Source organism: Winogradskyella sp. MH6 (assembly GCF_022810765.1).
Classification (GTDB): Bacteria; Bacteroidota; Bacteroidia; order Flavobacteriales; family Flavobacteriaceae; genus Winogradskyella.
Genome location: NZ_CP094494.1, coordinates 3,261,167 through 3,286,245, shown reverse-complemented (window position 1 = coordinate 3,286,245; position 25,079 = coordinate 3,261,167). Strand labels below are relative to the sequence as shown.

The window sequence follows — 25,079 nt, the reverse complement described above, 5'->3', positions numbered from 1 at the left end:
TACTTATTTTGGTATTCTGAATTTTATACGTCACGAATTTACAAAACAATAATGTTTTATATGAAAAATTAAATTTCCTTAAAGAAAAGTTAATTATATTTCCTTGGAAATATTTTCCTTGGAAAATAAATTTATTATTTCTAAATTTGTACCATCAAAAACAAACAGAATGAAAAAAATATTAGCATTTGCAGGTAGTAACAGTAGTACTTCAATAAACAAACAGTTGGCTAAGTACGCATCTTCATTGTTAAAAGATGTAGATGTGAACTTAATTGATTTAAATGATTTTAAAGCGCCATTATTTGGTGTAGATCTAGAAAGTGAATTAGATGAAGCTCCAGAAAGCGCACATAGACTATTGAACTTAATAAAGGAGTCAGATGGTATTGTACTTTCGTTAGCAGAGCACAATGGTGTGTATGCAACGGTGTTCAAAAACCTTTTCGATTGGATGACTAGAATTGAAGGTAATTTTCTATTCAAAAAACCGATGTTATTAATGGCTACTTCACCTGGTGCAAGAGGCGGACAAACAGTTTTAACTATTGCAGAGGCAAGGTTTCCTTGGCACGATGGAAACATTGTAGCTACATATTCACTACCATCATTTGATGCAAATTTTGAAAATGGTAAAATTACCAATAAAGAGTTAAATAATGAACTTCTAGAACAGGTGGAAAAACTACAAAAAGCATTGTAAAATGGGAGATATAGCAAAAGATGTTAATTCAAAATTTAAGGATAATAAAACTAAAGCCTTAATAAATATTTTGTACACAGCTAATTGGATTACGGCAAAACAAAATACATTTTTTGCAGGATTTGGAATTTCTCCTCAGCAATACAATATTCTTAGAATTCTTAGAGGAGCTAATAAGCCTTTGCCCATGCAAATAGTAAAGGATAGAATGATAGAGCGTGCGCCCAACGCTACTAGACTCACAGATAAGTTATGTGCAAAAGAGTTAATAGAGCGTATTCCTTGCGAAAATGACAGAAGAGTCGTTCATGTTAAAATAACCAAAAAGGGATTGGAATTACTAGAAGAAATTTCAGATGATTTTAATGATGATTGGTTGGGTGAGATTACAGAAAAAGAAGCAGAACAATTAAGCGATTTGCTAGACAAATTGAGATAATAATAAGAAAGGAAAAGAAAAATGAAAACAATAATTCACAAAGCAGAAGATAGAGGATTTGCAAATCATGGATGGTTACAAGCCAACCACTCTTTTAGTTTCGCAAGTTGGTATAACCCTGAAAAAGTTCATTTTGGTGCCTTGAGAGTATTGAACGATGATATTATTGCACCAAAAATGGGTTTCGGTACACATCCACATGATAATATGGAAATTATTACCATTCCGTTAAAAGGAGTGTTGAAGCATCGAGATAATATGGGAGATGATTGGATACCAGTTGTTCCAGGTGAAGTACAAGTGATGTCTGCAGGTACAGGTGTGCAGCATTCAGAAATTAATGGTTCTGTTGATGAATATTTAAGTTTGTTTCAAATATGGATTATTCCAGAAGAACGAAGTGTAAAACCTCGTTACGATCAAAAAACATTTAGTGAAGCTGACAGAAAAGGAAAGCTTCAAACTTTAGTAACATCTTTTAAAGATGAAGACGAGAACAGTTTAAAAATCCATCAAGATGCTAAACTATCTCGTATTGATTTAAAAGAGGGAGAGTCTTTTACTTATGCTTTAAAAAGTAAAGATCATGGAGTTTACGTTATGACTATTAGTGGAGGCGTTTCAATTTCAGATTTTAATTTAAATTCTAGAGATGCAATTGGTATTTCTGAAACTTCTGATTTTGAAATAAATGCAATCGAAAACTCAGAATTATTATTTATTGAAGTGCCAATGATTACCCTATAATAGAACTTTGGTTTATTGATAAGGCACCACAATTTGTGGTGCTTTTTTATTTTAAAATAACGATATTTGCTTTCAACTAACTATCTAAAATTAAGAATAAGATTATGGCGATGAATAAAAACACGGTTTTAGCATGGGCTACAACCATTATGATTATTGTTGGACTAGGATTAATAGCACTTGGGGCATTTCGTTATGATGAAGTTGCAGGTTGGGGATTTGCAGCAGTCGGAATAGGCTTTTTTGCTATTGCGTGGGTATTTAATGCATTAAAAGGAAGAGTATAATTATGAGCGATGATAAACAAATCATATTTTCAATGTCTGGTGTTACAAAGACGTTTCAGTCTGCAAATACACCAGTTCTAAAAAATATATACTTAAGTTTTTTCTATGGTGCCAAGATTGGTATTTTAGGTCTTAACGGTTCTGGTAAATCTACATTATTAAAGATTATTGCAGGTGTTGACAAAAATTATCAAGGAGATGTAGTTTTTAAACCAGGATATACTGTTGGTTATCTTGAGCAAGAGCCACAACTAGATGATGAAAAAACAGTAATGGAAGTTGTTAAGGAAGGTGCTGCTGAAGTGGTTGCAATTCTCGATGAATATAATAGCATTAATGATCAGTTTGGTTTAGAAGAAGTTTACAGCAATCCTGATAAAATGGAAAAGCTTATGAACCGTCAGGCTGAATTACAAGATCAAATAGATGCTACAAACGCTTGGGAACTAGACACCAAGTTAGAAATAGCAATGGATGCCCTACGAACACCAGAAGGCGATAAAAAAATTGGTGTGTTATCTGGTGGTGAGCGTCGTAGAGTGGCACTTTGTCGTTTACTTTTACAAGAGCCAGATGTGTTACTGTTAGATGAGCCAACAAACCACTTGGATGCGGAGTCTGTACATTGGTTAGAGCATCACTTGGCGCAATATAAAGGAACTGTTATTGCTGTAACGCACGATAGATATTTCTTAGATAATGTAGCGGGATGGATTTTGGAACTGGATAGAGGTGAAGGTATTCCATGGAAAGGAAATTACTCATCGTGGTTAGATCAAAAGTCTAAACGTTTAGCACAAGAAAGTAAATCGGCTTCTAAACGTCAAAAAACGTTAGAACGAGAGTTGGAATGGGTAAGACAAGGAGCAAAAGGGCGCCAAACTAAGCAAAAAGCACGTTTGAAGAATTACGATAAGTTAATGAGTCAAGATCAAAAACAACTTGATGAAAAACTTGAAATATATATACCAAATGGACCGAGATTGGGTACAAATGTTATTGAAGCTGTTGGTGTAAGTAAGGCTTATGGCGATAAGTTGTTGTATGAAGACTTAAACTTCAATTTACCACAAGCAGGTATTGTTGGTGTAATTGGGCCAAATGGTGCTGGTAAAACCACCATTTTTAGAATGATAATGGGAGAAGAAACACCAGATAAAGGTGAGTTTAAGGTGGGAGATACAGCTAAGATTGCTTATGTAGATCAAAGTCACTCAAATATAGATCCAGAGAAAACAATCTGGCAAAACTTTAGTGATGAGCAAGAGTTGGTAATGATGGGTGGACGTCAAGTAAACTCTAGAGCTTATTTAAGTCGTTTTAACTTCTCAGGAAGTGAACAAAACAAAAAAGTTAAGTTACTTTCTGGTGGTGAAAGAAACCGACTTCATTTAGCAATGACTTTAAAAGAAGAAGGTAATGTGTTACTTTTAGATGAGCCTACTAATGATCTTGATGTTAATACATTACGTGCGCTTGAAGAAGGTTTAGAAAACTTTGCTGGTTGTGCTGTAGTCATCAGTCACGATAGATGGTTCTTAGATCGTATATGTACGCATATTTTAGCTTTTGAAGGTGATTCTCAAGTTTATTTCTTTGAAGGTGGATTTAGTGATTACGAAGAGAATAAAAAGAAGCGCCTTGGTGGAGATTTAATGCCAAAACGAATCAAATATAAAAAGTTAGTAAGGTAGCTTATTGATAAATTATTAATACAGAAAAAGCCAGCATTTGCTGGCTTTTTTATTTAATTCTATTTTGGTTTTTTAATTATCTCCGTAAAGGTGTCCACCTGTAAAATCTTTATAAGATTCATCTACATCCTTAAATGCATTAGTCTCCATCAATTTCTTATTCTCAGCTTTCAATTTATACATTTTAACTATGGCTATAATTATGAAAACAAGGAATATAGATGCTACAGCAATGAGAATCATAGTAAGCTGAGTAGTCGTCACTAATAAAGCTTTGAAAAGCAGTGTTTTAAGCATGATTGATACAATTAGATTTGGGTTCTATGATGCTAAGATAGAAAAAAAACCTTATCCAAATCCCTAATTTTAAATAATTTACACTTTTGTTTTGAACAAATTCATCGTTAAAGCGGGTCAAATCTTCGATGAATAACAGTGTTTTCGGTCTAAATTCAGCTTTTAAGAAGTTGTTAACAACTCAAAAATTTAACACAGAAATTTTAGTTGTACCATTTCAAAAGTTCCACATTTATAGATTTAATTGAATCATTAACAATTGTCTTAAATAAATTTACGTCACTTAGTCCATCAGTGCCTCTGTAGTGGTATGGAAATACAGTTTTTGGTTTAAAGTCTAAAACTGCACTAGCTGCGCTCTCTACAGTCATGGTGTAGGGTAGATTCATGCAAACAAAAGCTTTGTCTATATTTTTTAAGTTGCGCATTTCAGGAATATCTTCTGTATCTCCCGAAATATATATGCGTTCATCATTTATATCTAATACATAACCATTACCTCTTCCCTTGGTATGAAACTTTAGTGCTTCCTCCCTCAAATTGTACATAGGTATTGCTTCAATATTAATAGCATTATGTTTTGTAGTTTCATTATTATTAAGTGTAATAATATTATTACTCACTGTACTTGGTATTTTATCAGTAACTGCTTTAGGTGCTATAATAGTTACGTCTGTTAGATTTAAAGCTTCTAAGGTAGAGGTACTTAAATGATCTCCATGTATATCGGTAATTAGGACTAAAGTTGGAGATTTCTGCCCCTTAAAAGCTTCAGAGCCACCAGTTGGATCTACATAAATGACTTCAGATTTTGATTCTAGCACAAGTGTACCGTGTGTTATGGGAATTACTTTAACACTTTCTTCAAAGACTTCATTTGTGCCATCAACAGCGAGTTCGGTCTCTTTTTTTTCATTTTTACAACCTAAGACTGTTATTGATAATGCAATAATAAATGTGATTTTTAAAACTTTCATAGATGTTGATTTTTTATAAAGATATTCAACAAATAGCGGTAACTGAAATTTTGTAACATTTTTATAACATAAGCTACTTATAATTTGGTGGTAAAGTTTTTATAGTCTTAAAAAAATACCGAAATTGCTTATCCTAAAAATTGTTCAACTAAATAATACGATACAACATGTCTGATGATTTTGATTTATTAGAAACCAACTCACAAGAGAAACCTGAAAAAGTAGATGTAAATTGGGGAAAAGCCATAGACCAAATGAAGTCTAAGTTGGCGCAAGAAGATGATCCTGAAAGTCGTCAGAAAATCTTAAATGCTACTTTAGATAATGTTGTAGATATGGCAGAGAAGGATAGAACAACTCTTCTTGATGCTATTAAGGACTTAACAGATTACCAGGATGAAGTTGGTATTATGTTCGAAGGTTTTTCAGCATTAAATGCTGCGGAGCAAAAGATTATTGATGATGCTGTAAAACGTCTAGAACGTGCTAGAGTTGAACTTGAAGATGCTAAAGCAAAACCAGATACTTGGTGGAATAACCTTTGGGGAAGAAAATCTAAAATTAAAAAGGCTGAAGACGAATTAGCTGAAGCACAAAAACAACGTGATGGTGCTGATAATAAAGCAAAAGCTATGTTTCAGCAACGTATAGAAACTGCAGATGTGCAGACCTTGTTAAACGAATTGTCATTTAAGAGTCAAGCAGCAATTAAGCGTCTAAAAGACAGAGAACTCGAAATTAAAGAAGTTGAAGAAAGCTTAAAATCTGCTATTGTAGAGGCCAGCGATAACCATACTAAAGCACTTAAAAAGAAAGAGGAAGTTGAAGCTAAGCTCGAAGAGCAATATGCTTTATTAAAGCAAGCAAGACAAGCTTTAGAAGAAGTCGCAGATAAACAATCTCCAGAATACTCAGAAGCCTTAGAAAAAGTAACGGCTTTAGAGCAAAAGGTTGAGGAGCTAGAAGGGCTTAAAAATGCATACACCACATTAGCGGCTTCAAAAGATAGTTTTGTGCATAAGCATAACCTTACTATAAAAGTACTAACGTCTTTACGTAGTAACCTTCAAACGCATCGTGCTAAGTTAAAATCTGATACCGATGAGCGTTTAAAATATTACGATGGTTATGTAGTGGCTTTAAAAGCACGTACAGATCAAGAATTTGCAGCTATTTTAGAGCACTTAGGTGTTAAAACCGATGAGCATATCGGTGAAACTTTGGCAGCAATGCATACGGCTAGTGCCAAAGCACGTCAGGAAATGATGGATAATATTCCAGTACACGAAAAAGTAATGCAAGGTATTTACGGTAGTTATGCAGAAGCGCTTAAAGATATTAGATCTAAAGATGCTGAAATACAGAAAAACTTTGCAGACCGCTATGGTATAGATATGAAAGCCATTTTTGATGAATATTATAGCGCAGATTCTAATGCACCTTCAGGTGATGGTGAGCCAGCAAGTGATCCAAAACCAGAAGCTAATGAAGATGATTTACTTGGGTAAATCTATGATAAGTATAAAGTAACAAGTCACTAATTTAAAGTTTTTGATAAGGCTTGTTACTTTACACTTTGTACTTAAATACTTGTTACTAAAACATGATTGTAACTCCCTTAGATTCCGCAGTATTAGATTCTAAAGAGCAGTACGTATTTTATCACAAAATGATAGATTTTACGCTCAAGGAATTAATTACCGCAGTTCAGGCCAAGCAAATACTTAATCAACAGGAAATATTATTGTTTAAACAGTATACAGACTTGTTGTTGTATTCTATTGAAGCCATGCGAGTAAAATACATGTATGACGATGAGGAAAACATGAAGGTAGATCTTACCGATTCTAGTTTTCCTAATTATCTGGAATTTAGATATCTCTTCAATGACCTGGAATTGCGAGAAGAGTATTTAACTAAGCTCACAAATATTGATGTTCTTAAAGATGAGTTTCTAGATACATTAATGAGAAAGAAAGAACCAATTTCTAAACGTAAATTGTTTCAAGCAGCTTCGATAGTGTATTATTCATCCGCAAAGAAGGAGTATATCTTCAATCGTTTTGTACAAGGCAAGATTATAGCTGCACCTCAAGGCTCACCAGCAGAACATTTGGTAAGTTGGAGCTTTTATGATGTTACTCACAACAGACCTTTTGTTTGTTTCATGTATTTTAATTACGATGGAAGGGATGTTAATGGTTACAAAGACGAAATTTATTCGGTTTTAAAGAATACATCAGATCGTGAGATGAATTTAGATACTATGGCTTATGCCATAGACAAGCGTTTACCAAAGGTTTTACCAAAACTCGTTAAACGAATAGATTTAGGACCAATTCATAATGTGTTTGCAAAAGATGAAAACGAAATAACACATGCTATCTTAGATGGTATTGCTAAGAAAACAATTCCATTAGAATCTTATGTAGTTTCGTTTAAGGTAGATGAACTTGTATCAAAAAGCGAATTTAAAGAAGGTAGCTTTTTTAGCAAACAAACGTTTCAGAAATGGGCAAGTCCATTTAGGCAGCGCTATGTTTTTGCACCGCATAGAATCATACAATTATTATACAATAAAACACCAGAAATCATGAACAAATTAGCGATTCCGCCAGTTCAGGTTTCTGATTTAAAAATTGAAAAATGAAATTAAAAACCACATTCTTATTCTTAGCTTTTTTTACCTTTTCATACTTGTCGGCACAAGATTCACCGGATGAAATTGTAGAAACCTTTTTTAATAAATACAAGAATGAAGGCTCAACAGTAGCTTTAGATTATTTGTATGATTTAAATGATTGGATAAGTAAATCAAGTGATGATGTTATTGCACTCAAAAACCAGATGAGCAATCTCACCGAGGATTATGTTGGAAAATACTATGGTTATGAACATATTTTAGACAAGCATTTATCAGATTGTTATGAGTTAAAAAGTTTTGTCGTTAAATATGAGAGACAACCCTTAAGATTCACATTTCAGTTTTACAAGCCAAACGATAAATGGATGTTTCATGGATTTAGCTATGATGCCAATTTAACAGAAGAAATAAAAGAATCAGCAAGACTTCATAATAACAGATTGCACTAGTAAATAGATAATTTTTGAACAAGCTTCATTTCTTTAATAATAGTGCAACTTAACACTGGAAACTGATTACTGAAAACTAAAAAAATGCAACACAACTCAACATTTCCTATAAAACAAAATGAACTCAACATGCTTCGCGATGAAGCAACATCTTACCTCAAATCTATTCAGTGGGAGCAAAGTCAACGTGCCAAGAATCGAGACAACGATGGTAAGGATGAATCTATTTTGTTGTATCTATCGCGTGCTAGCAATGGCAGTAATGTTTCTGTAACTTCAGTTTCAAAAACCATTTTAAGCTTAAAAAAGAAATTGTTGCCAGAGTCGGTTGCAATTCCTTTATTTCTTAATCAAACATTATATGCTGTACAAGAAGGTATTACACTTGGTATTTGGGTAAAGGATAGTTATTATGATGCTTCAGGTTTATCAACTCTAAGTGAAAATAAATCGGCTTTAGATAACTCAGGAAAACGTGAGTACGAAAGTAAAATGTTAACAGCAACAGCCTTTATGTTGTTTGCTACGGCTTATAAAATATTACACGATTTAAAACCGCATGCGTCGGACGATTTATCTGTAATGAAGCAGAAGTTTGCAGGAATCCCAGAAGTGTCGTTTTTATCGCCTTTAAAAGGAATTTCGTGCCAACTATTTTATTACGATAAGTATTTAGGACATCCTGATATCATCAAAACTGATAAAGACGTTATCGATTTTACAGTCGTTTATTTTGAAGCACTTATAGATGAAATTCAACTAAGAAAAAGTACTTTAGAATATACAGATACTATTGAAGATCGTTCGTTTAAGTTAGAACATTCAGACTTTACGATTGATGGTTGGAACAACGTTTTTGCTGGTACAGCAGTAAGTGTAGAGTTTAATAAAATACAATTTGAACAAATTGTAGGTAACAAAGATGCTAAGCACTTTGCCAGACGATTAACGGAGCGCTTATTAAGCTATGATTTTGAAGCTAAGAAGAATCCATTTCAAGAACTCGGTGGTTTTATGCCAGTATTTATGGGCTACGGAATTCCAGGTACAGGTAAAAGTATGCTCATTGCAGCAATAGCTACACGATTAAAAGAGCATAGTGAAAATTTAAATATTCCGTTTTTGTTTCACCCAATGCCAGATACGTTGATTTCAACGTTTCAAGGTGGTTCTGCTGAAAAAATGGTAGAATGGATGAAACCATTACAAGACCCAACCCGACTCATTTTTGCGCCAATTGATGATGCAGAGAACAATCTTCAAGAACGCACTACACAAGGGGTTTCTGCTGGTGTTAAGGAAGTGATTGGTGTATTTCTTAGATATACCGAAGGTGCTTATGCTGTTAATTATGGTAACAGTTCTATTGGTTTATTTACCAACTTACCAGAAATGTTGGATAAGGCTGTAATTTCTCGTGTACAAGGGAGATTTAAAATCGATGGAGCTCGTAACGAAAATGACTTTGTGGATCAGGATTACCTATGGTGGAAAAAGCTCGAAGATACCATGCCAGATTTCATTAATATGAAAAATCCTAGCGATTATAAGTATCTCGATGCACAGAAAGTCGCAAAGAATTTAGGGGAAATATTAGATAAAATAGACAAGCCAACCGAAGATCGAGTATTAGATACATTTGACAAAGTATCGAGCAAATACAAGGACAATGAGCATATGTTCTATGCGCATTTATATACTGAAATTCAGAAGATATTTCCATTCTTTTCATCGCGTGATGTACGAAACATTCAAAAAGCCGTCTCCTTACGTTTAACGGATTTCGACTTAGAAGACGATTGGTTCAATAATCCAGAAGTGTATTTCAAAAAAGATTATGATACCAAATTCGGTATGCTTCAAGAGTTGATGCGAGCCAACATGAAAGGCTTAGATTTTAGTGACATAAGAAGACAAGAAGTAGTAAGATATCTAGATAATGTAGCAACGATTGCTGATACCGACTTTAAACGAAAAGTTGATGCCAGAATCAATCAGTTAAATATTGAAACGGAAGCGAGAGAACGTTTTGGGAAAGAAAATTAAAAGCTATAGTTGTCATTCCTGAGAAGACAGGAATCTAAATTATAAATGAATTGTTTTTAGAATAGAAAATAATGGGATTAGGAGCAGGACATGTTTTGGATATGATAAATCGGATGAAACAAAACCGAGCACAGCGTCCATCTAATCGTGAAAAGTTTAAACAAAATAATAGAGAAGGACTTTATTCTTCTGAAGTAAAGGAAAAACCAAAATTTAAAACAGTACCTGAAGAGGAGCTCGTAAGAATTAAAGAACAAATACAAATAAATGCAAAAAAGCAACGCAAAAGAGAAATCAAAATTTTTAGTATTGTCTCTGTTCTAATTATAATCGCTGTTCTTGGTTTTATAAAGTTCTTACTGTAATGTTATGACCAAACGCATCAAAAATATCAACCGTACCATTCTTTCAGATAAGTACTTTACTTTATCTCAAGTAAAATTCAATTATCAACTAAATGACGGAAATTGGGTCAATAATACTTGGGAAGTTTTAGAGCGTGGTAATGCAGGAGCAGCCTTGTTGTATGATGTCGAAAAGCAAACCGTTATTTTGGTAAAGCAATTCCGTTTACCAGCTTATATGAATGGAGTAGAAGATGGTTTTTTATTAGAAGTGCCAGCAGGAATGTTAGAAGATGATGATATTTCAGCAGAAGACGCTATGAAAAGAGAAATATTGGAAGAAACAGGTTATAAAATCCCTGAACTTAAAAAAGTGTATAGTGCTTTTGCAACACCAGGTGGTAGTACAGAACGGTTTACGTGTTTTGTTGGCGAATATACTGATGAAATGAAGATCAGCGAAGGAGGTGGCTTAGAAAGCCTTAATGAAGATATTGAAGTATTAGAAATACCATTTGTAAAAGCATTAGAAATGATAGCAAATGGAGAGATTATAGATGCAAAAACAATTATGTTATTGCAGCATGCACAATTAAATAAATTAATTCCTGCTTAGATAGGAATCTCAAAAACAAAAAGATTATCGCTTAAGTTCATCTTGAGCGTAGTCGAAAGGCAGCAATGCAATGAACAAACTAAAACAAGCAAATCTATACAGAAGCGAACTTATACCAGTTAGTGGTAAGCTGGTAGAACGCTATAATAAATGTTTAAAAACACTTGGCTTTAAGGAAACCAAGCTCACATCCTTTTCTATAGATGGTATAGGTTGGAGTCCTGAAATTGCCGAAGAGAAGAAAAATGTACATTATCTCAATCATGGAGGTGCAAACCCACAAGGCATTATTATTTCCCCTTTACAAAAAGGAAAGCCTGTGCATTTACCATTTCATTCTTTCGATAGAGACATGATGCAACACATCTTTAGAACGCATGGTAGCAAAATCAATGATATTACCAGAGATTCTGCTATTTGTATTGATTTTGATCAGGATATTGATGTATTTTATGAGCCTTTAGATATTTTAAAATACGACGATGTAAGTATTAGTTTTAGACTCATTGATAATCTTGAAGAGAAGCAAAAAGAACAACTTCAACTTGTAGATAAATTTAGAACAGGTAACAACTTTATAGACGAAGACATTCATAAAGAGTTGCTAGATTCTGCAAAGACCTATGGAGATTTACGCAATAGAGATCTTAATCTTTATCCGTTGCATTATACTACAGGTTCTTTTTATACACGTGCTTTTGGAGGTGTTTACTTGTTAAGAGATTTCATTCAAACCATTGTGGTTTTTGAAAATGAAGACTCCTACAAAGAAGCCATAAAAGATACCATTCATGATGTGTTGATATATTATATAGACCAACCAGAACTAGTTGAAAAGCTAAAAAGCCACATCATTATTGAGTGCGATTTAGAATATATGGTAACAACACCAAATTATGATCGTATAAAGAAGTTTGAATTGTACAACAAATTAGAACAGCCAGAACATCCTATTAAAGAGATTCTAGATAGTAAAGCACTGTTTAAAAGTTATCTCAATAAAATTAATATTGATGCCAGAAAACAGGTAATGGGAGTGGAGCTGTATTTGGAAAAACTAGAACGCAGTAATGCCTATAAGATAGAAGATATGGTAGATCAGTCTATGTATTTTGCTTTACATCAACCACATTCATCATTATCTTCTGAGCATCGGGATTTAATTCATAAGTTATTAATTAATATCGCTCCAAAAGATGTGCTCTTCTTGTATTGGTACGATAAAGAGCAGTTTTACAAGAATTATGAGACTTGGGATTCGTCTTTTCAGGATTGGGTGATTGAGACCATTAGTAACAATATTTAAGTTTTTTAGACTAATTTTATAGGAACCTTAAAAAGAATATCATGGGATTAGGAATGGACATTATCATTTTCGTTTCGGCAATACTATTTGGCATCTTTCTCTATTGGAGAGAGTCTAACGGAAATGGAGTATACCGCTTTTTTAATAAAATGCTAAACAGCAAAGAGTTACAAATGAGCGCTGATAATCCCAAAGGATTTATTTACAAGCAACCATTTATTCCAAGATTGCTTTTTGTAGTAATTACTTTGTTAGTATTAGGATTGGTATTACAGTTTTTAACGCCAATAGAAATCTTTTCAAATTACTTTGCATTATCTGGCTTTGCAACCTTTGCAACAGGAACATTATTAGGCACATATCTAGCCAATTTTGTAATTAAAACTACTGAGGTTGTTGAGGAAAAAAGCGACTCACTAGGTGATTTTGTAGAAGATGCTGTTGAGAAAGGAAAACACCTTATAGAAGATTTGAAACACAAGGATAATAAAGCAGTAGAAGAAGCAAAAAAAGAGATTGCTAAAGAGCCAGAACCTGAAGCAGAACAAAAATCAGCACGTGACCGATTGAAGGATAAGGGTCTTATGTAATGTCATTCCTGTGAAGGCAGGAATCTCATAGCATGTCATAGAATAAAATAAATTAAAAATAGGAGATTCCTGCCTTCGCAGGAATGGGAAATCATGATAAAAAACTATTGGAATAAAGGAGCAAAGCAAAAACGAATAACCATCTTTCTTGGTTTGTTACTACTTATTTTACTTTTCTTTTTTAGAGACGATTATCAACCAGTGTTATTGTTCTTTAGAAAATACATTTTTGTAATTCTACTGAGTGTTATTATTTTGGTTTTGGGCTTAAGAAAGTTCAGAAAAACTGCAAGTACAGGTGGTCGATTAGGTATTTTGGGTATTCTCATTGTGTTTTTTGGACTGCTTTATTTCTTAGGCTGGAATCAAGGATTGTATGATTACATGAAGACGTATAACGTATTCAATAGTCTTAATAAAGTTGAAATTGATGAGCTGCCATTAACCCAAAATGAGCGTATTCAGCCATTAAGAAACATATTTTCAATGGCTAATGAGAGTGTAGGTGAGACCAAAGATGTATCGCTACCACATTTGGTAAGAATTGGCACAGAGAATAAATGGACTATGGCGATTCAACCAAGCGAAAAGTACATTATGCAACGCATAAGCGATAATACCGAAGAAGTTTTTGCTGTAAGTAGCACAACACCTTTCCCAAGATTTTCGAATGAAAATAGAATCGATGTTACTTTTTCAATAGGCGAATCTTTAAAGTTTAGCAGAAATACTTACAATGCAGTTGTTCAGCGTTTTAATCCTTGGATGCTTTTTAATTATGAGCCAAGCGACACCTTTTACATGAAAAACGATGAAGGTGATTGGGTACAAGTAGTCAGCTTAATAAAGTGGAAAGGCTTCTTTTTTCCCTATCCAACCTTTGGAGGAGTAATGATTATTGAAAGTGGTGAGCACGATATTAACGATTATTTTGAGCGCATATTAATAGGTAAAGGCACATTTGTAAGTCCAGACGAAATAAAAAATTATAAGTTTTTACAAAAGCAAAATACCTTAGCAGAGAGTGTTTCTCAGCTTCAGGCAGAATCTTTAAAGTTTTTAGGAGGCTTTAGCGATCCATTACCTTGGAATATGGAAACTGCGGTTAAGATTCCTGTAATGCCAAAAGATCAAAATCAGCAACCGTATGTAACGGATTTTGATTTTGCAGGAAGTAATTCTGATGCGTATAGCGGTTTATATCATTGGTTTGGTTTAGAACCAGTAGGTGAAGAGCGCACAAGTTTAAGCTATAGTGTGTTTGTTCCAGCAGACGGAACAGATAAGTTGTATTACTACGATCATGCCACCAAAAAACAAGGTTATGCAGGTGTGTCTGCAATGCCATTAAAAGTTAAGGAATCTCGAAAAGAATACGATTGGAACGCAAGTACTCCAGTTGAATTTAGACCTTACATAAAAGATATTGCAGGCAGGAAGCGCATGTTCTTTTTAGGAACTATTTCTTCAATAAGTGATACAAATTCACAGCAATTCGATGGTTCTGCAACACCAGATTTAGTCTTAATTGATAGCGAATATCGCGATGTTATTTGGATAGATGTAAAACATCCAAGTTCTTGGGACGAAACAGTTTACAACCAACTAAATGAAGCTTGGAGATCTAGTGAAGGTATTGGGTATTATTATCAAGAGCAGCCAAAAGATGAGGATCTTATGCAGATGCAAATAGACTCACTTAAAACTATCCCAAAGGTCAATGAAAACTCTGAAATGATAAATGCTTTGCAACGACAAATAGATTCTTTGAAAGCTTTAAATAACTAAATATATAAACACACTTAACCAACTTATGAGTTCAAAATTCTACGATTTTAAAAATTTAAAAGGTGATTTAACAGGAGGCTTAGTCGCAGGCGTTGTAGCCTTGCCATTGGCTTTAGCATTCGGTGTACAATCTGGATTAGGAGCTATTGCAGGACTGTATGGTGCCATTGCTGTTGGTATTTTTGCCGCCATTTTTGGAGGAACAACAACACAAGCCAGTGGACCAACAGGTCCAATGACTGTTGTATCTGCTGCATTGGTTGCAGCTGCCATTGAAATTACAGGAAGTCTTGAAGCCGCTATGCCTATTGTTATTCTTACATTTTTATTAGGCGGAATTTTTCAGATTGTATTTGGGCTTATCAATATTGCAGGTTATGTAAAGTATTTTCCGTACCCTGTAGTTTCTGGTTTTATGAGTGGAGTAGGACTCATCATTATTATACTTCAATTATTCCCTTTTGCAGGTTTAGGTTCTGAAAAATCAACATGGTTAGTAATGCAGGATTTGCCTAGATTGTTCTCTGATTTTAATTGGCAAGCGGTAGCTTTAGGTACTTTTACAATTGTAGTGTATTTAGTATTTCCTTACATCACCAAAGCTATTCCAAGTGCTTTGGTAGCTTTAATATTGGCTTCGGTAACGAGTTATTTTTTAAAATGGGATGTGCCAATTATTGGAGAAATACCATCAGGTTTGCCAAGTTTACAAGTGTCAGGATTGTTTTCTGTAGATGCGAGTGCTTATAGTATTATTTTAGAATATGCCCTAGTTTTGGCAGTTTTGGGTTCTATAGACTCCTTGTTAACTTCTGTAATTGCAGATAATATGACCAAAACAAAGCATAACAGTAACAGAGAGTTAATTGGTCAAGGTATTGGAAACTCTATTGCAGCTATTTTTGGTGGTATTCCTGGTGCAGGAGCTACAAAAGGAACCGTGATTAATATTAATTCTGGTGGACGAACACGATTATCAGGAGCGATACATGGCTTATTTTTATTGGCTGTATTGCTAGGTTTGGGCAAATTAGCTGCCTTTATTCCGTTATCAGTTTTGGCTGGTTTATTAATTCCAATAGCGTTTAAAATCATTGATACTAAAGGTCTAAAGCATTTATTGGTAGTGCCAAGAGCAGATGCTGTAGTTTTAATCATCGTACTATTAATTACCACGTTTGGTAGTTTAATACAAGCTGTTGGTATTGGGTTATTGTTGGCTTCTCTATTATTTATGAAACGCGCCAGTGATATTGGAGAAAAAGGCATGGAAGTTGGTACCATTGCTGGTTTTGATGGAGAAAAACCATGGCAAGACGAAAAAGAATTTTATGAAACTTATAAAGATAAAGTATATATAAAGCATCTTTACGGACCATTGTTTTTTGGGTTTACATCTCACTTCCAGGATGAAATAAAAAATATACCAGAACAAGTTAAAGCACTAATTATAAGAATGGATCGTGTGCCTTATATAGATCAATCAGGATTATATGCTTTAGAAAATGCGGTTTTAGATTTAGAACAACGTGGAATACAAGTCTTATTAACAGCGGTACAAGAACAGCCAAAAGATAAGCTGGTGTCCATTGATATTGTTCCAGACTTAATTTCCGAAACTCATATTTTTGATGATATCAATGGAGCCTTTGATTATTTAAAAATCCATTTTAAGCTATAAAACTGTAACATTGTTTTATTTAGGTTTACTAATATTTAAAAGTACTATTTATGCTTTTAAATAAGATAAAGCCTTTATTCATTACTTACGTACTCATTTTAATAGCTTTTATTGATACAGCTTATGAGGTTGTTATAAAAATCTTAGAGATTAGGGATTATAGTGGTATTAATTTCTCGGATAAATTATTTTTATCAATTCCAGGACAGTCTGGAATTTTTAAAGCTTTTATTATAATATTATTGCCAACTATGGCCGTTTTAATCCGGCGTAAAATAAGCTGGTTTATAATTTTGGCATACTTTTATTTTGTCATCTGGAATATATTTGGATTGTCCGTCTTGGATCTAAGATATAATGATGACTTTCATACATCTGAATTGGTGCTTAAATTGGTTTTTCTAGTGATAATGCTAATATTGATTTATATAATGAATGGATCTCATAGTTATGAAAAGGTCTATAAATTAGAAATCCAAAAGCGTAATTTATTTAATCTGTTGGCATTGATATGTGGTTTTGTCTTGAGCTTTATTCTGATGGTAAGAAAGAATAATCAGTACATTGATATGTTACAATTCTAATAACATTTTTATATCTGAACGTTTGTAAGGGCTGTCAGATTCTAGTTCTAACTCCTTAAAACCGTACTTACGATAGAGATAAATTGCATTTTCTAGTTTAGTACTAGAGTAGAGTAGAAGTGCTTTTAATTGTTGCGATTTTGCAAATTCAATACAAAACTGTAATAATTTTTGGCCTATTTTCTGCCCACGAGTCTCTAGTGAAACAGCCATTTTAGTAAGTTCTAAAACACCAAATTCTTCGGTTGGCATAAGTGCAACAGTCCCAACTACAGTCTCATCTTTTAAAGCAAAGAAAACATAACCACCTTTTTTAATGATATAGGTTTCTGGTTGGCTCAAAACCTCTTCATCAAATGGCTCTACGTAGAAAAAGCTTTTTAGCCATTCTATATTTAAGTCATAGAAACGTTTAGCATAATCTGGCTTGTAATCAACAATTTTAATGTTCATGGGCTCTAATAAAGTCGGTAATTAAGTAGGTAATGAGCTTACCTACTTTTGTTTCGGTTTTATTGGTTGGTGCAGCTTCGCAGATGTGCAAATAACTTGCATTTTCGTGCTTAGCAAAAAAATGTAAAAACTGTCTGGCTTGCTTCACTCTAAATCCGCTAGGAGTAGCTGCACTGCTCGGAATGTTTTCTATAGCATCACAATCTATTTCTATACCATAAGGTTTAGAAGAAATATGATTAAGACCACGTTCTAACTCAGCGTTATAGTCTAATTCGTTTCTGACTTCGAGTGCTTCGTAAGTGTTGTATTTAATAGCTTTTACTTTATTGAGTGTTTTAAAAAGTTTGTCTGAAGTATAGTTTTCGTGCAAACCAAAAATGAAATAATTTTTTAAAAATCCTTCAGCATACGTATAACTAAATCCATTTCCACTATGTCTTCCTTCTTCAGCTCTAAAATCGGTATGTGCATCAAAGTTAACAACATTTACTCTGTCATTTTTAGCCAGTGCTAAGCCCTTTATGTTTCCGTAAGCATTATTGTGTCCACCACCAATAATAATAGGTGTTTTACCTGCTTTAACAATTGATGAAACTAAATGTGTCACATCCTTATCAATAGCTTCAACAAGTGTTCTGGCCTTAGCAATATTCTTTTTTGATGGTTTTTGATTAACGATTTCTCTGGCTTCAGAATATTCTAAATGTCCTAAAATTAAAACCCGTTTTGGGTTGGTAAAGCTATTGTTTTGAATATTTAACAAAACTTTTACTACAGCCTCCCAAGCTTTGTAAGTGCCTGTTTGTCCGTAATTTGCATAAACTCCAATGTCTTCAGAAATACCAAAAATAATATAGTCAACATCTAAATTGGTAATATCATCGTATATGTTAGTGAGGTTAGATATTAACTGAATATGTTCTCCAAATTTTGATTCTCCTTTACGAAGCTTTAAAAGTGTATCGCGATCTTTTGAAGTAAATAATACGAGATTTTGCATTTGGATGTTTAATTAAAGATTGAAATAAAAGTACAGCTTTATTTAAAAATTTTAACCTTTAAATTAGATTAATAAAACAAGAATTAACAAATAACTTAAACACAAATTTTATGGAAGGTTCACAAAAAACTAGCATCGGTCTTAAGGTAGGATTAGGTATTCTATTGGTATTATTTTTAGGAACTGCTTTCTATGCTTCTAAACTGTATACTGAAAAAAAGGAAGAAGAAAAAGCTTACATTACAGAGAAGGAACAATTAATGAATGATTACAGCAATATTAGAAGTCAATATGACGAAGCTATTGCGGCCAGTGAGGTTAAAGATCAGGATTTAATTGAGGCAAGAGATCGTATTCAAGGTTTAATGGATTCTCTTAAAGTATCTCAGAATAGTGTAAACAGTCTATGGAGATACAAAAAGAAATTCTTAGCATTACAAGAAGAAATGGACGAGTTGTTAGCCGAAAATGATCGTCTAAAAGTAGAAAACGAATATTTGGCGACATCTTTAGATAGTACACAAGTGCAACTTGCCGAGCGTACAGTATTTACAGATTCTTTATTAGTACAAAATACGGAATTGGCTACTGTTGTAGAAGATGCTGCAGCTCTACAAACGGTAGGTCTTAAAGGTATGGGTGTTATTGAAAGACGTAGCGGAAGACAAATCCCAACTGAAAGAGCAGGTCGAAGCGATAAAATTAAAATCTGTTTTACAGTTGCTAAAAACACTTTAACTGAAGCGGGTGACAAAGAGTTATATGTACAGGTAATAGATCCTAAAAACAATGTTTTAGGTTCTAATGAGCAAGTACAATTTGAAGACCAAGTGTTAAATTACAGTTTAATTAGCCGTTTCAATTACGAAAACAGAAACCTTAACATCTGTGAGTATATAGCACAGTCTGAAGATTCAGATTTTGAAAAAGGACGTTACCAAGTCAACGTTTTTAATGATAAAGAACTGATTTCTACTTCAGAGTTCACTCTGAAATAAGATTTCAAAGATTGATTGATTGATAGTTAAATCCGGAAGTTTTCTTCCGGATTTTTTATGTCCTTTAATTGTCCATTAATTATCACTTGCTCAATAGGATCGTGAGCAAAAGCGTAAGGTATTTCACTATAATCACTTAATGGTTTAGTAATAATAAGATTTGCTTTTTTTCCTCTGGTAATACTACCGTACATACTGCTAATTCCCATGGCATACGCGCCATTTATGGTTGCAGCGTTAATAGCTTCTTCGGGTGTCATTTTTAATTTCACACAAGCTGCACTAACAACAAAATTCATATTTCCACTTGGAGCAGAGCCAGGATTATAATCTGTGGCAATAGCTAATGGTAGACCTGCATCAATCATTTTTCTGGCAGGAGTATAAGGAATGCTTAAAAAATAGGAACAACCAGGTAATGCTACTGGCATAGTTTCAGAATTTTTTAGAGCTTTTATATCGTCATCATTCAATTCTTCAAGATGATCTACAGATAATGCATTGTACTTTACACCAAGACCAACACCTCCAAGAATATTAAACTGATTGACATGAAGTTTTGGTCTCATATTATACTTAGCAGCAGCTTTTAAAATGGCTTCGGTGTCTTCAATATCAAAATAACCTTTCTCACAAAATACATCAATGTAATGGCTAATATTTAATTTTGAAGCTTTTGGAATAAGCTTTTCTGTGATGAGCTTGATATACTCATCTTTTTTGTCTTTATATTCAGCAGGAATGGCATGAGCAGCTAAAAGCGTAGGAGTAATTTTAGCCAGGCTTTCTTGTTTTATACGCTTTATAACACGAAGCATTTTTAATTCTGCTTCAACGGTTAAACCATAGCCTGTCTTAATTTCAAAAGCACAGGTTCCCATTCTTATAAGTTCTTCAAGACGATTGATAGACTGCTCATATAAGTCATCTTCAGAAGTGTCTTGAAGCAATTTTGCAGAGTTTAAAATACCTCCGCCACGATTGGCAATATCTTCGTAGCTTAAACCATTTATTCTATCTACAAACTCAGATGTACGGTTACCAGCATAAACAATATGTGTATGCGAGTCGCACCAGGCAGGTAAAACGATTTTACCAGTAGCATCTATAATGGTTTCAGCTTCAATGCCTTCACAATACTCCATAGTACCATATTCTATAATGGTATCGTGCTCTATGTAGAGGTATGCATTTTCTATAACAGGAAGGGTTTTCATGTCCTCGCCCTTAACAATCATTACATTATAGTCATGAACCTGAACGAGTTGTTTTATATTTTTTATAAGAATGGACATAGGTTGGCTTTTTGGTAAAGTTCTCTATTTTTTTTGATAAAAAAAAACGCTGATATAAAGTATCAGCGTTTTAAAATTGAAATATTTAATAAATCTATTCTTTAATAAATTTAGAAGTAAATTTTTCATTGATGCTTATGGTATAAATTCCATTTGCCAAACTAGAAACATCTAGAGTTTGATTTGAATTTTGAGATTTAGTAAGAACCACTTTTCCTAAAACATCAGTAACAGAAATATTGATTGTGTTGTCTTCTAGACCTTCAAAATTTATAACATCTTTTGTTGGATTAGGGAACATTTTAAAGGATAAGTTGGTAAACGTTGGTGTACCCAAAGACTCTAGTTCATTTTCAAAATAGTTTAAAGCATCTTGATTATAGGCACAACTCGCAATGTCATTATCTCCATCATTATCAAAGTCATTAACTGTGAATACAAACGCTTGGCTTTGTGTATTGTCAATTACAGTTTCGCTACCAAAACTACCAGCTCCGTTATTTTTAAACCAAACGAGGTCATTTCCTGCACCAGAAGAACCACTACTTAGTACAATGTCTTTTAAACCATCATTATCTACATCTATAAATTGTGCCACAGAAGGATTAGCTATTGATGTTGTAAATACGGTCTCTGTAAAACCAGCACCATTATCTTCGTACCAGTACAGATTTCCTGCTGGTCCACCACCATAAGAAACTTCTGTTGCCAAAATATCTAGGTTGGTATCACCATCCAAATCCATAAAAGCAGCACTAAAAACTCCAACTTTTCCTGTTGTTACAGAAGTTGCATCTTTTGTAAAGCTTACTGTACCACCAGGTACAAGGTCATTTCTAAAAATTTCAATAACATCACCACTATAGACAGCTGTAGCAACAAGTGCATCTAAGTCACCATCACCATCAATATCGCTAAGATCTACATTGCCTGGAGCATTTAAGGTATCATCAATTTTTTCTGATTCTAGTGTAAAATTCCCTGAGCCATCATTAGAAAACCAAACCACTTCACCACTATTATAAGCAGTAATGGCAAAATCTACAATAGTATCTCCATTAATGTCTCCTAAAGACACATCAGAAGCTCCATTAACAGAAGATGAGATTACATTTTCAGAAGAAAAGTTCCCAGAACCATCATTAGAAAACCAAACCACTTTGTTATTACCATAAGCAGTTGCTAAAATATCAAGATATGAATCTCCGTTGAGGTCTACTAATTTAACAGTACCAATTCCGCTTAAAGTATTCGTTACTAAAGTTTGAAGTGTGAATGTATTATCTCCATTGTTTTTGTACCATTCAATGGTATTATCCAAAGATGTACCAATAATAATATCTTGAAAAGCATCACCATCTATAAGACCAGAATCAATAGCATAAGGTGCATCTCCTGTACTGGCATTAATAGTTGATTTTGCTGCCCAAACCGTTTGCGCATCTACAGAAAAAGCAAACATTAAAAAGAATAAAGTTGAAAGTAAAATTTTTTTCATATTGAATTGTGGTTTGTTTGTGCAAATGTAGGAATTTATTTTATGATGGTACTTTTTTTTGTTGATATTCAGTAATTTAAATATTGCACATAGTAAAGTATTATACTACTAAAAAACGCCAATTTGAGTATGGGTTTTTGTTATTTTCAAAACCACATTCAAATTGGCGAATTCTTATCTTTTAATTATGTAATTACTTTAAACTACCAACCATGTCTTCTGGTTTTACCCATTCGTCATAGTCTTCTGCAGAAACGTAACCCAAATTAATAGCTTCTTCTTTTAGAGTCGTTCCGTTTTTATGAGCTGTATTTGCAATCTCTGCAGCTTTATAGTAACCAATCTTGGTGTTTAGAGCGGTTACTAACATTAATGAGTTGTTAAGCAATTCTTTAATCACAGCATGGTTTGGTTCAATACCACTAGCACAATTTTCTTCAAAACTTACGCAAGCATCACCAATTAATTGCGCTGATTGAAGAATATTGGCAGCCATCATAGGTTTAAATACGTTAAGCTCGTAATGCCCTTGTGTACCACCAACAGTAACAGCAACATCATTACCCATTACTTGTGCACAAACCATAGTTAAGGCCTCACACTGTGTAGGATTTACTTTTCCTGGCATAATAGAGCTTCCTGGTTCATTAGCAGGAATGATGATCTCACCAATACCTGAGCGTGGACCAGAAGCCATCATTCTAATGTCATTAGCTATTTTGTTCAGAGATACGGCTAATTGCTTTAAGGCACCATGTGTCTCTACAATAGCATCATGAGCTGCTAAGGCTTCAAATTTATTTTCTGCTGTAACAAATGGTAAACCTGTAAACTCAGCAATGTACTTAGCTACTAATACATCGTAACCTTCAGGTGTGTTTAAACCTGTACCAACAGCAGTACCACCTAAAGCTAATTCACTTAGATGCGCTAAAGTATTTTCTAAAGCTTTTAAGCCATGGTCTAATTGCGATACATAGCCCGAAAATTCCTGACCTAAAGTTAAAGGTGTCGCATCCATAAGGTGTGTACGACCAATTTTAACTACATCTTTAAAGGCAATAGATTTGTTATGTAATGTGTTTCTTAACTGAATAACACCAGGAATAGTCGTTTCTACTACTTTTTTGTAAGCAGCAATATGCATACCAGTAGGGAAGGTGTCATTTGATGATTGCGACTTGTTAACATCATCGTTTGGCTGAATGGTTTTGTTACCTTCACCAATTACTTTGCCAGCTATTTGGTGAGCTCTGTTGGCAACGACTTCATTTACATTCATGTTACTTTGCGTACCAGAACCTGTTTGCCAAATTACTAAAGGAAATTGGTCATTGTGTTTACCTTCTAAAATCTCATCACAAACTTGTGCTATAAGATCGCGTTTGTTTTTGTCTAAAACTCCTAAATCGCAGTTAGCATAAGCAGCAGCTTTTTTTAGATACGCAAAGCCATAAACCACTTCTAAAGGCATAGAGGCTGGTGCACCAATTTTAAAATTATTACGAGAACGTTCAGTTTGTGCTCCCCAAAGTTTATCTGCAGGCACTTTAACCTCACCCATGGTGTCTTTTTCTATTCTGTATGTCATGATAATGTATGTTTTTTAACGCCTTGCAAAATTACAGTTTTTGTAAGTGTATTGCTATTAAAATTATGGTTTTGTCTCATAGTTTTTATATCCTAAAGTGTTTAGAGTTTACGGTAATAAAAAAAGCCCAGATAATTCTGAGCTTTTTAGTTTTGCATTAATTGTAGCATTATTTTTTTATAGATGTTATTACAATTTTAGATTTAACATCCTGTCCTTCTACTGAAAAAGACATATTCATTTCTGATATATCAACATTTCCTGTATCTATATCAATACTACTTTTTCCATCAAAAGTACCGTCAGCAGTACCAGTAATGTTTCCTTTTATTTCTAATTCTACAGTATCACTGGTAATAGATACAACTTCATAAGTGTATTCAAAAGTCATACCTTGTTGTTCTTTTGTTACAGTCCACTTAGTACCAACTTCTACAGCGTCTTCAGGATATACCATACCGCTCATATTATCTTTAAAAGCGCTAATATCAGACGTACCAGCTTTAAGTTCTGTACTAGTAATGTTACCCAGTTTATCATTTTCAATCTCTATAACAGTTTCTAAGAGCTTTTTCATTTCAACATGCATACCTTGTGCAAACGGATCCATCTCTGACTCTTTAGTGTTAGAATCGTATCCCATTTTTTGACCCATAGATTCCATGTCCATTTTAGCATGGCTATATGTAGCTTCTGTTACAATATTGTCGTCTTCAACATTGGTAACATTAAGATTCATAGACATGGTCATATCCATAGTCATCATTTCTCCCATATTTTGGTTCATTGTCATTTTTACTTCATAGGTATCACCTTTTTCATAGTTTAAACGTAATAAAACTTTCTCTTGCGAAAAGGCTAAGGTGCCAACACACAGCAATAGGGCTAATAGTATTTTTTTCATTTTGTAATTTTATAAATGTTATACGAGCAAATATAAGATTTAAAACGAGTTAGAAAACTTTTAATTTAGTAAAGCACTAGTTTGAAAATACGTGACTCTATGTGTTGACTTATTGGTTTAAAAGGACGAACTTGCTTACCTATGC

Annotated in this window: 25 protein-coding genes; 17 read left to right on the top strand and 8 right to left on the bottom strand. The window is 33.7% G+C overall.

What is annotated here, in order from left to right; translation table 11 throughout:
- Positions 1-169 precede the first annotated feature (169 nt).
- From MST30_RS14700 to ettA, 5 genes are all read left to right on the top strand, one after another.
- On the top strand, positions 170-703 hold the full coding sequence (locus MST30_RS14700; RefSeq protein WP_243472166.1) for an NADPH-dependent FMN reductase: 534 nt from the start codon (positions 170-172) through the stop codon (positions 701-703).
- A gap of 1 nt (position 704) precedes the next feature.
- A complete protein-coding gene (locus tag MST30_RS14695; RefSeq protein ID WP_243472165.1) occupies positions 705-1,142 on the top strand; it encodes a MarR family winged helix-turn-helix transcriptional regulator in 438 nt (145 codons plus the stop codon).
- 21 nt (positions 1,143-1,163) lie between these two features.
- Positions 1,164-1,889, top strand: a complete 726-nt coding sequence (locus tag MST30_RS14690) for a pirin family protein (RefSeq protein WP_243472164.1) — start codon at positions 1,164-1,166, stop codon at positions 1,887-1,889.
- Positions 1,890-1,993: 104 nt separating this feature from the next.
- Positions 1,994-2,176: a CAL67264 family membrane protein gene (locus MST30_RS14685; RefSeq protein WP_243472163.1), complete on the top strand. Its 183-nt coding sequence runs from the start codon at positions 1,994-1,996 to the stop codon at positions 2,174-2,176.
- A 2-nt stretch (positions 2,177-2,178) separates the two neighbouring features.
- Entirely contained in the window at positions 2,179-3,870 is a 1,692-nt protein-coding gene (gene ettA / locus MST30_RS14680; protein ID WP_243472162.1) for an energy-dependent translational throttle protein EttA, read from the top strand.
- Between the two features lie 72 nt (positions 3,871-3,942).
- On the opposite strand, the gene MST30_RS14675 is transcribed toward ettA, so the two are convergent.
- Together MST30_RS14675 and MST30_RS14670 are read right to left on the bottom strand one after the other, a co-directional pair.
- The gene (locus MST30_RS14675; RefSeq protein WP_243472161.1) at positions 3,943-4,167 is read right to left on the bottom strand and encodes a hypothetical protein; all 225 of its coding nucleotides are present in this window, start codon (positions 4,165-4,167) and stop codon (positions 3,943-3,945) included.
- Positions 4,168-4,370: 203 nt separating this feature from the next.
- Entirely contained in the window at positions 4,371-5,144 is a 774-nt protein-coding gene (locus tag MST30_RS14670) for an MBL fold metallo-hydrolase (RefSeq protein WP_243472160.1), read from the bottom strand.
- A gap of 167 nt (positions 5,145-5,311) precedes the next feature.
- Between MST30_RS14670 and MST30_RS14665 the strand changes: the two genes are divergently transcribed.
- The 11 genes from MST30_RS14665 (at position 5,312) to MST30_RS14615 (ending at position 17,192) form a co-directional block, all read left to right on the top strand.
- Entirely contained in the window at positions 5,312-6,652 is a 1,341-nt protein-coding gene (locus MST30_RS14665; protein WP_243472159.1) for a coiled-coil domain-containing protein, read from the top strand.
- Positions 6,653-6,747: 95 nt separating this feature from the next.
- Complete coding sequence (locus MST30_RS14660; RefSeq protein WP_243472158.1) at positions 6,748-7,794, top strand: hypothetical protein; 1,047 nt, start codon at positions 6,748-6,750, stop codon at positions 7,792-7,794.
- Positions 7,791-8,237, top strand: coding sequence for a hypothetical protein (locus tag MST30_RS14655; RefSeq protein WP_243472157.1), 447 nt, complete (start codon positions 7,791-7,793; stop codon positions 8,235-8,237). The genes MST30_RS14660 and MST30_RS14655 overlap by 4 nt, the downstream gene beginning before the upstream one ends.
- An 84-nt stretch (positions 8,238-8,321) precedes the next feature.
- The gene (locus MST30_RS14650; RefSeq protein WP_243472156.1) at positions 8,322-10,283 is read left to right on the top strand and encodes an AAA family ATPase; all 1,962 of its coding nucleotides are present in this window, start codon (positions 8,322-8,324) and stop codon (positions 10,281-10,283) included.
- A gap of 71 nt (positions 10,284-10,354) precedes the next feature.
- Positions 10,355-10,648 (top strand): hypothetical protein, encoded by a 294-nt coding sequence (locus MST30_RS14645; protein ID WP_243472155.1) that lies wholly within the window; start codon positions 10,355-10,357, stop codon positions 10,646-10,648.
- A gap of 4 nt (positions 10,649-10,652) precedes the next feature.
- The gene (locus tag MST30_RS14640; RefSeq protein ID WP_243472154.1) at positions 10,653-11,243 is read left to right on the top strand and encodes an NUDIX domain-containing protein; all 591 of its coding nucleotides are present in this window, start codon (positions 10,653-10,655) and stop codon (positions 11,241-11,243) included.
- Positions 11,244-11,313: 70 nt separating this feature from the next.
- Positions 11,314-12,549, top strand: coding sequence for a DUF6638 family protein (locus MST30_RS14635; protein ID WP_243472153.1), 1,236 nt, complete (start codon positions 11,314-11,316; stop codon positions 12,547-12,549).
- A 41-nt stretch (positions 12,550-12,590) separates the two neighbouring features.
- Positions 12,591-13,139 (top strand): hypothetical protein, encoded by a 549-nt coding sequence (locus MST30_RS14630; RefSeq protein WP_243472152.1) that lies wholly within the window; start codon positions 12,591-12,593, stop codon positions 13,137-13,139.
- 93 nt (positions 13,140-13,232) lie between these two features.
- Positions 13,233-14,927 (top strand): hypothetical protein, encoded by a 1,695-nt coding sequence (locus MST30_RS14625; protein WP_243472151.1) that lies wholly within the window; start codon positions 13,233-13,235, stop codon positions 14,925-14,927.
- 25 nt (positions 14,928-14,952) lie between these two features.
- Positions 14,953-16,608 (top strand): SulP family inorganic anion transporter, encoded by a 1,656-nt coding sequence (locus tag MST30_RS14620; protein ID WP_243472150.1) that lies wholly within the window; start codon positions 14,953-14,955, stop codon positions 16,606-16,608.
- Between the two features lie 50 nt (positions 16,609-16,658).
- Complete coding sequence (locus MST30_RS14615) at positions 16,659-17,192, top strand: hypothetical protein (protein ID WP_243472149.1); 534 nt, start codon at positions 16,659-16,661, stop codon at positions 17,190-17,192.
- Here the strand turns inward: MST30_RS14615 and MST30_RS14610 are convergent.
- Both MST30_RS14610 and MST30_RS14605 read right to left on the bottom strand, forming a co-directional pair.
- Entirely contained in the window at positions 17,181-17,645 is a 465-nt protein-coding gene (locus MST30_RS14610) for a GNAT family N-acetyltransferase (protein WP_243472148.1), read from the bottom strand. The two genes, MST30_RS14615 and MST30_RS14610, sit on opposite strands and share 12 nt — an antisense overlap.
- Entirely contained in the window at positions 17,635-18,648 is a 1,014-nt protein-coding gene (locus tag MST30_RS14605; RefSeq protein WP_243472147.1) for a formimidoylglutamase, read from the bottom strand. Before MST30_RS14605 ends, MST30_RS14610 begins: the two co-directional genes overlap by 11 nt.
- A 110-nt stretch (positions 18,649-18,758) precedes the next feature.
- Here MST30_RS14605 and MST30_RS14600 point away from each other — a divergent pair, with 110 nt between their 5' ends.
- A complete protein-coding gene (locus MST30_RS14600) occupies positions 18,759-19,646 on the top strand; it encodes a DUF8428 domain-containing protein (RefSeq protein WP_243472146.1) in 888 nt (295 codons plus the stop codon).
- Between the two features lie 26 nt (positions 19,647-19,672).
- Here the strand turns inward: MST30_RS14600 and hutI are convergent, their stop codons facing one another.
- From hutI to MST30_RS14580, 4 genes are all read right to left on the bottom strand, one after another.
- On the bottom strand, positions 19,673-20,941 hold the full coding sequence (hutI, locus tag MST30_RS14595; protein ID WP_243472145.1) for an imidazolonepropionase: 1,269 nt from the start codon (positions 20,939-20,941) through the stop codon (positions 19,673-19,675).
- Positions 20,942-21,035: 94 nt separating this feature from the next.
- Positions 21,036-22,439, bottom strand: coding sequence for a T9SS type A sorting domain-containing protein (locus MST30_RS14590; RefSeq protein WP_243472144.1), 1,404 nt, complete (start codon positions 22,437-22,439; stop codon positions 21,036-21,038).
- A gap of 193 nt (positions 22,440-22,632) precedes the next feature.
- Positions 22,633-24,030: a class II fumarate hydratase gene (gene fumC, locus MST30_RS14585; protein ID WP_243472143.1), complete on the bottom strand. Its 1,398-nt coding sequence runs from the start codon at positions 24,028-24,030 to the stop codon at positions 22,633-22,635.
- 169 nt (positions 24,031-24,199) lie between these two features.
- The gene (locus tag MST30_RS14580; RefSeq protein ID WP_243472142.1) at positions 24,200-24,934 is read right to left on the bottom strand and encodes a DUF6263 family protein; all 735 of its coding nucleotides are present in this window, start codon (positions 24,932-24,934) and stop codon (positions 24,200-24,202) included.
- Positions 24,935-25,079 lie beyond the last annotated feature (145 nt).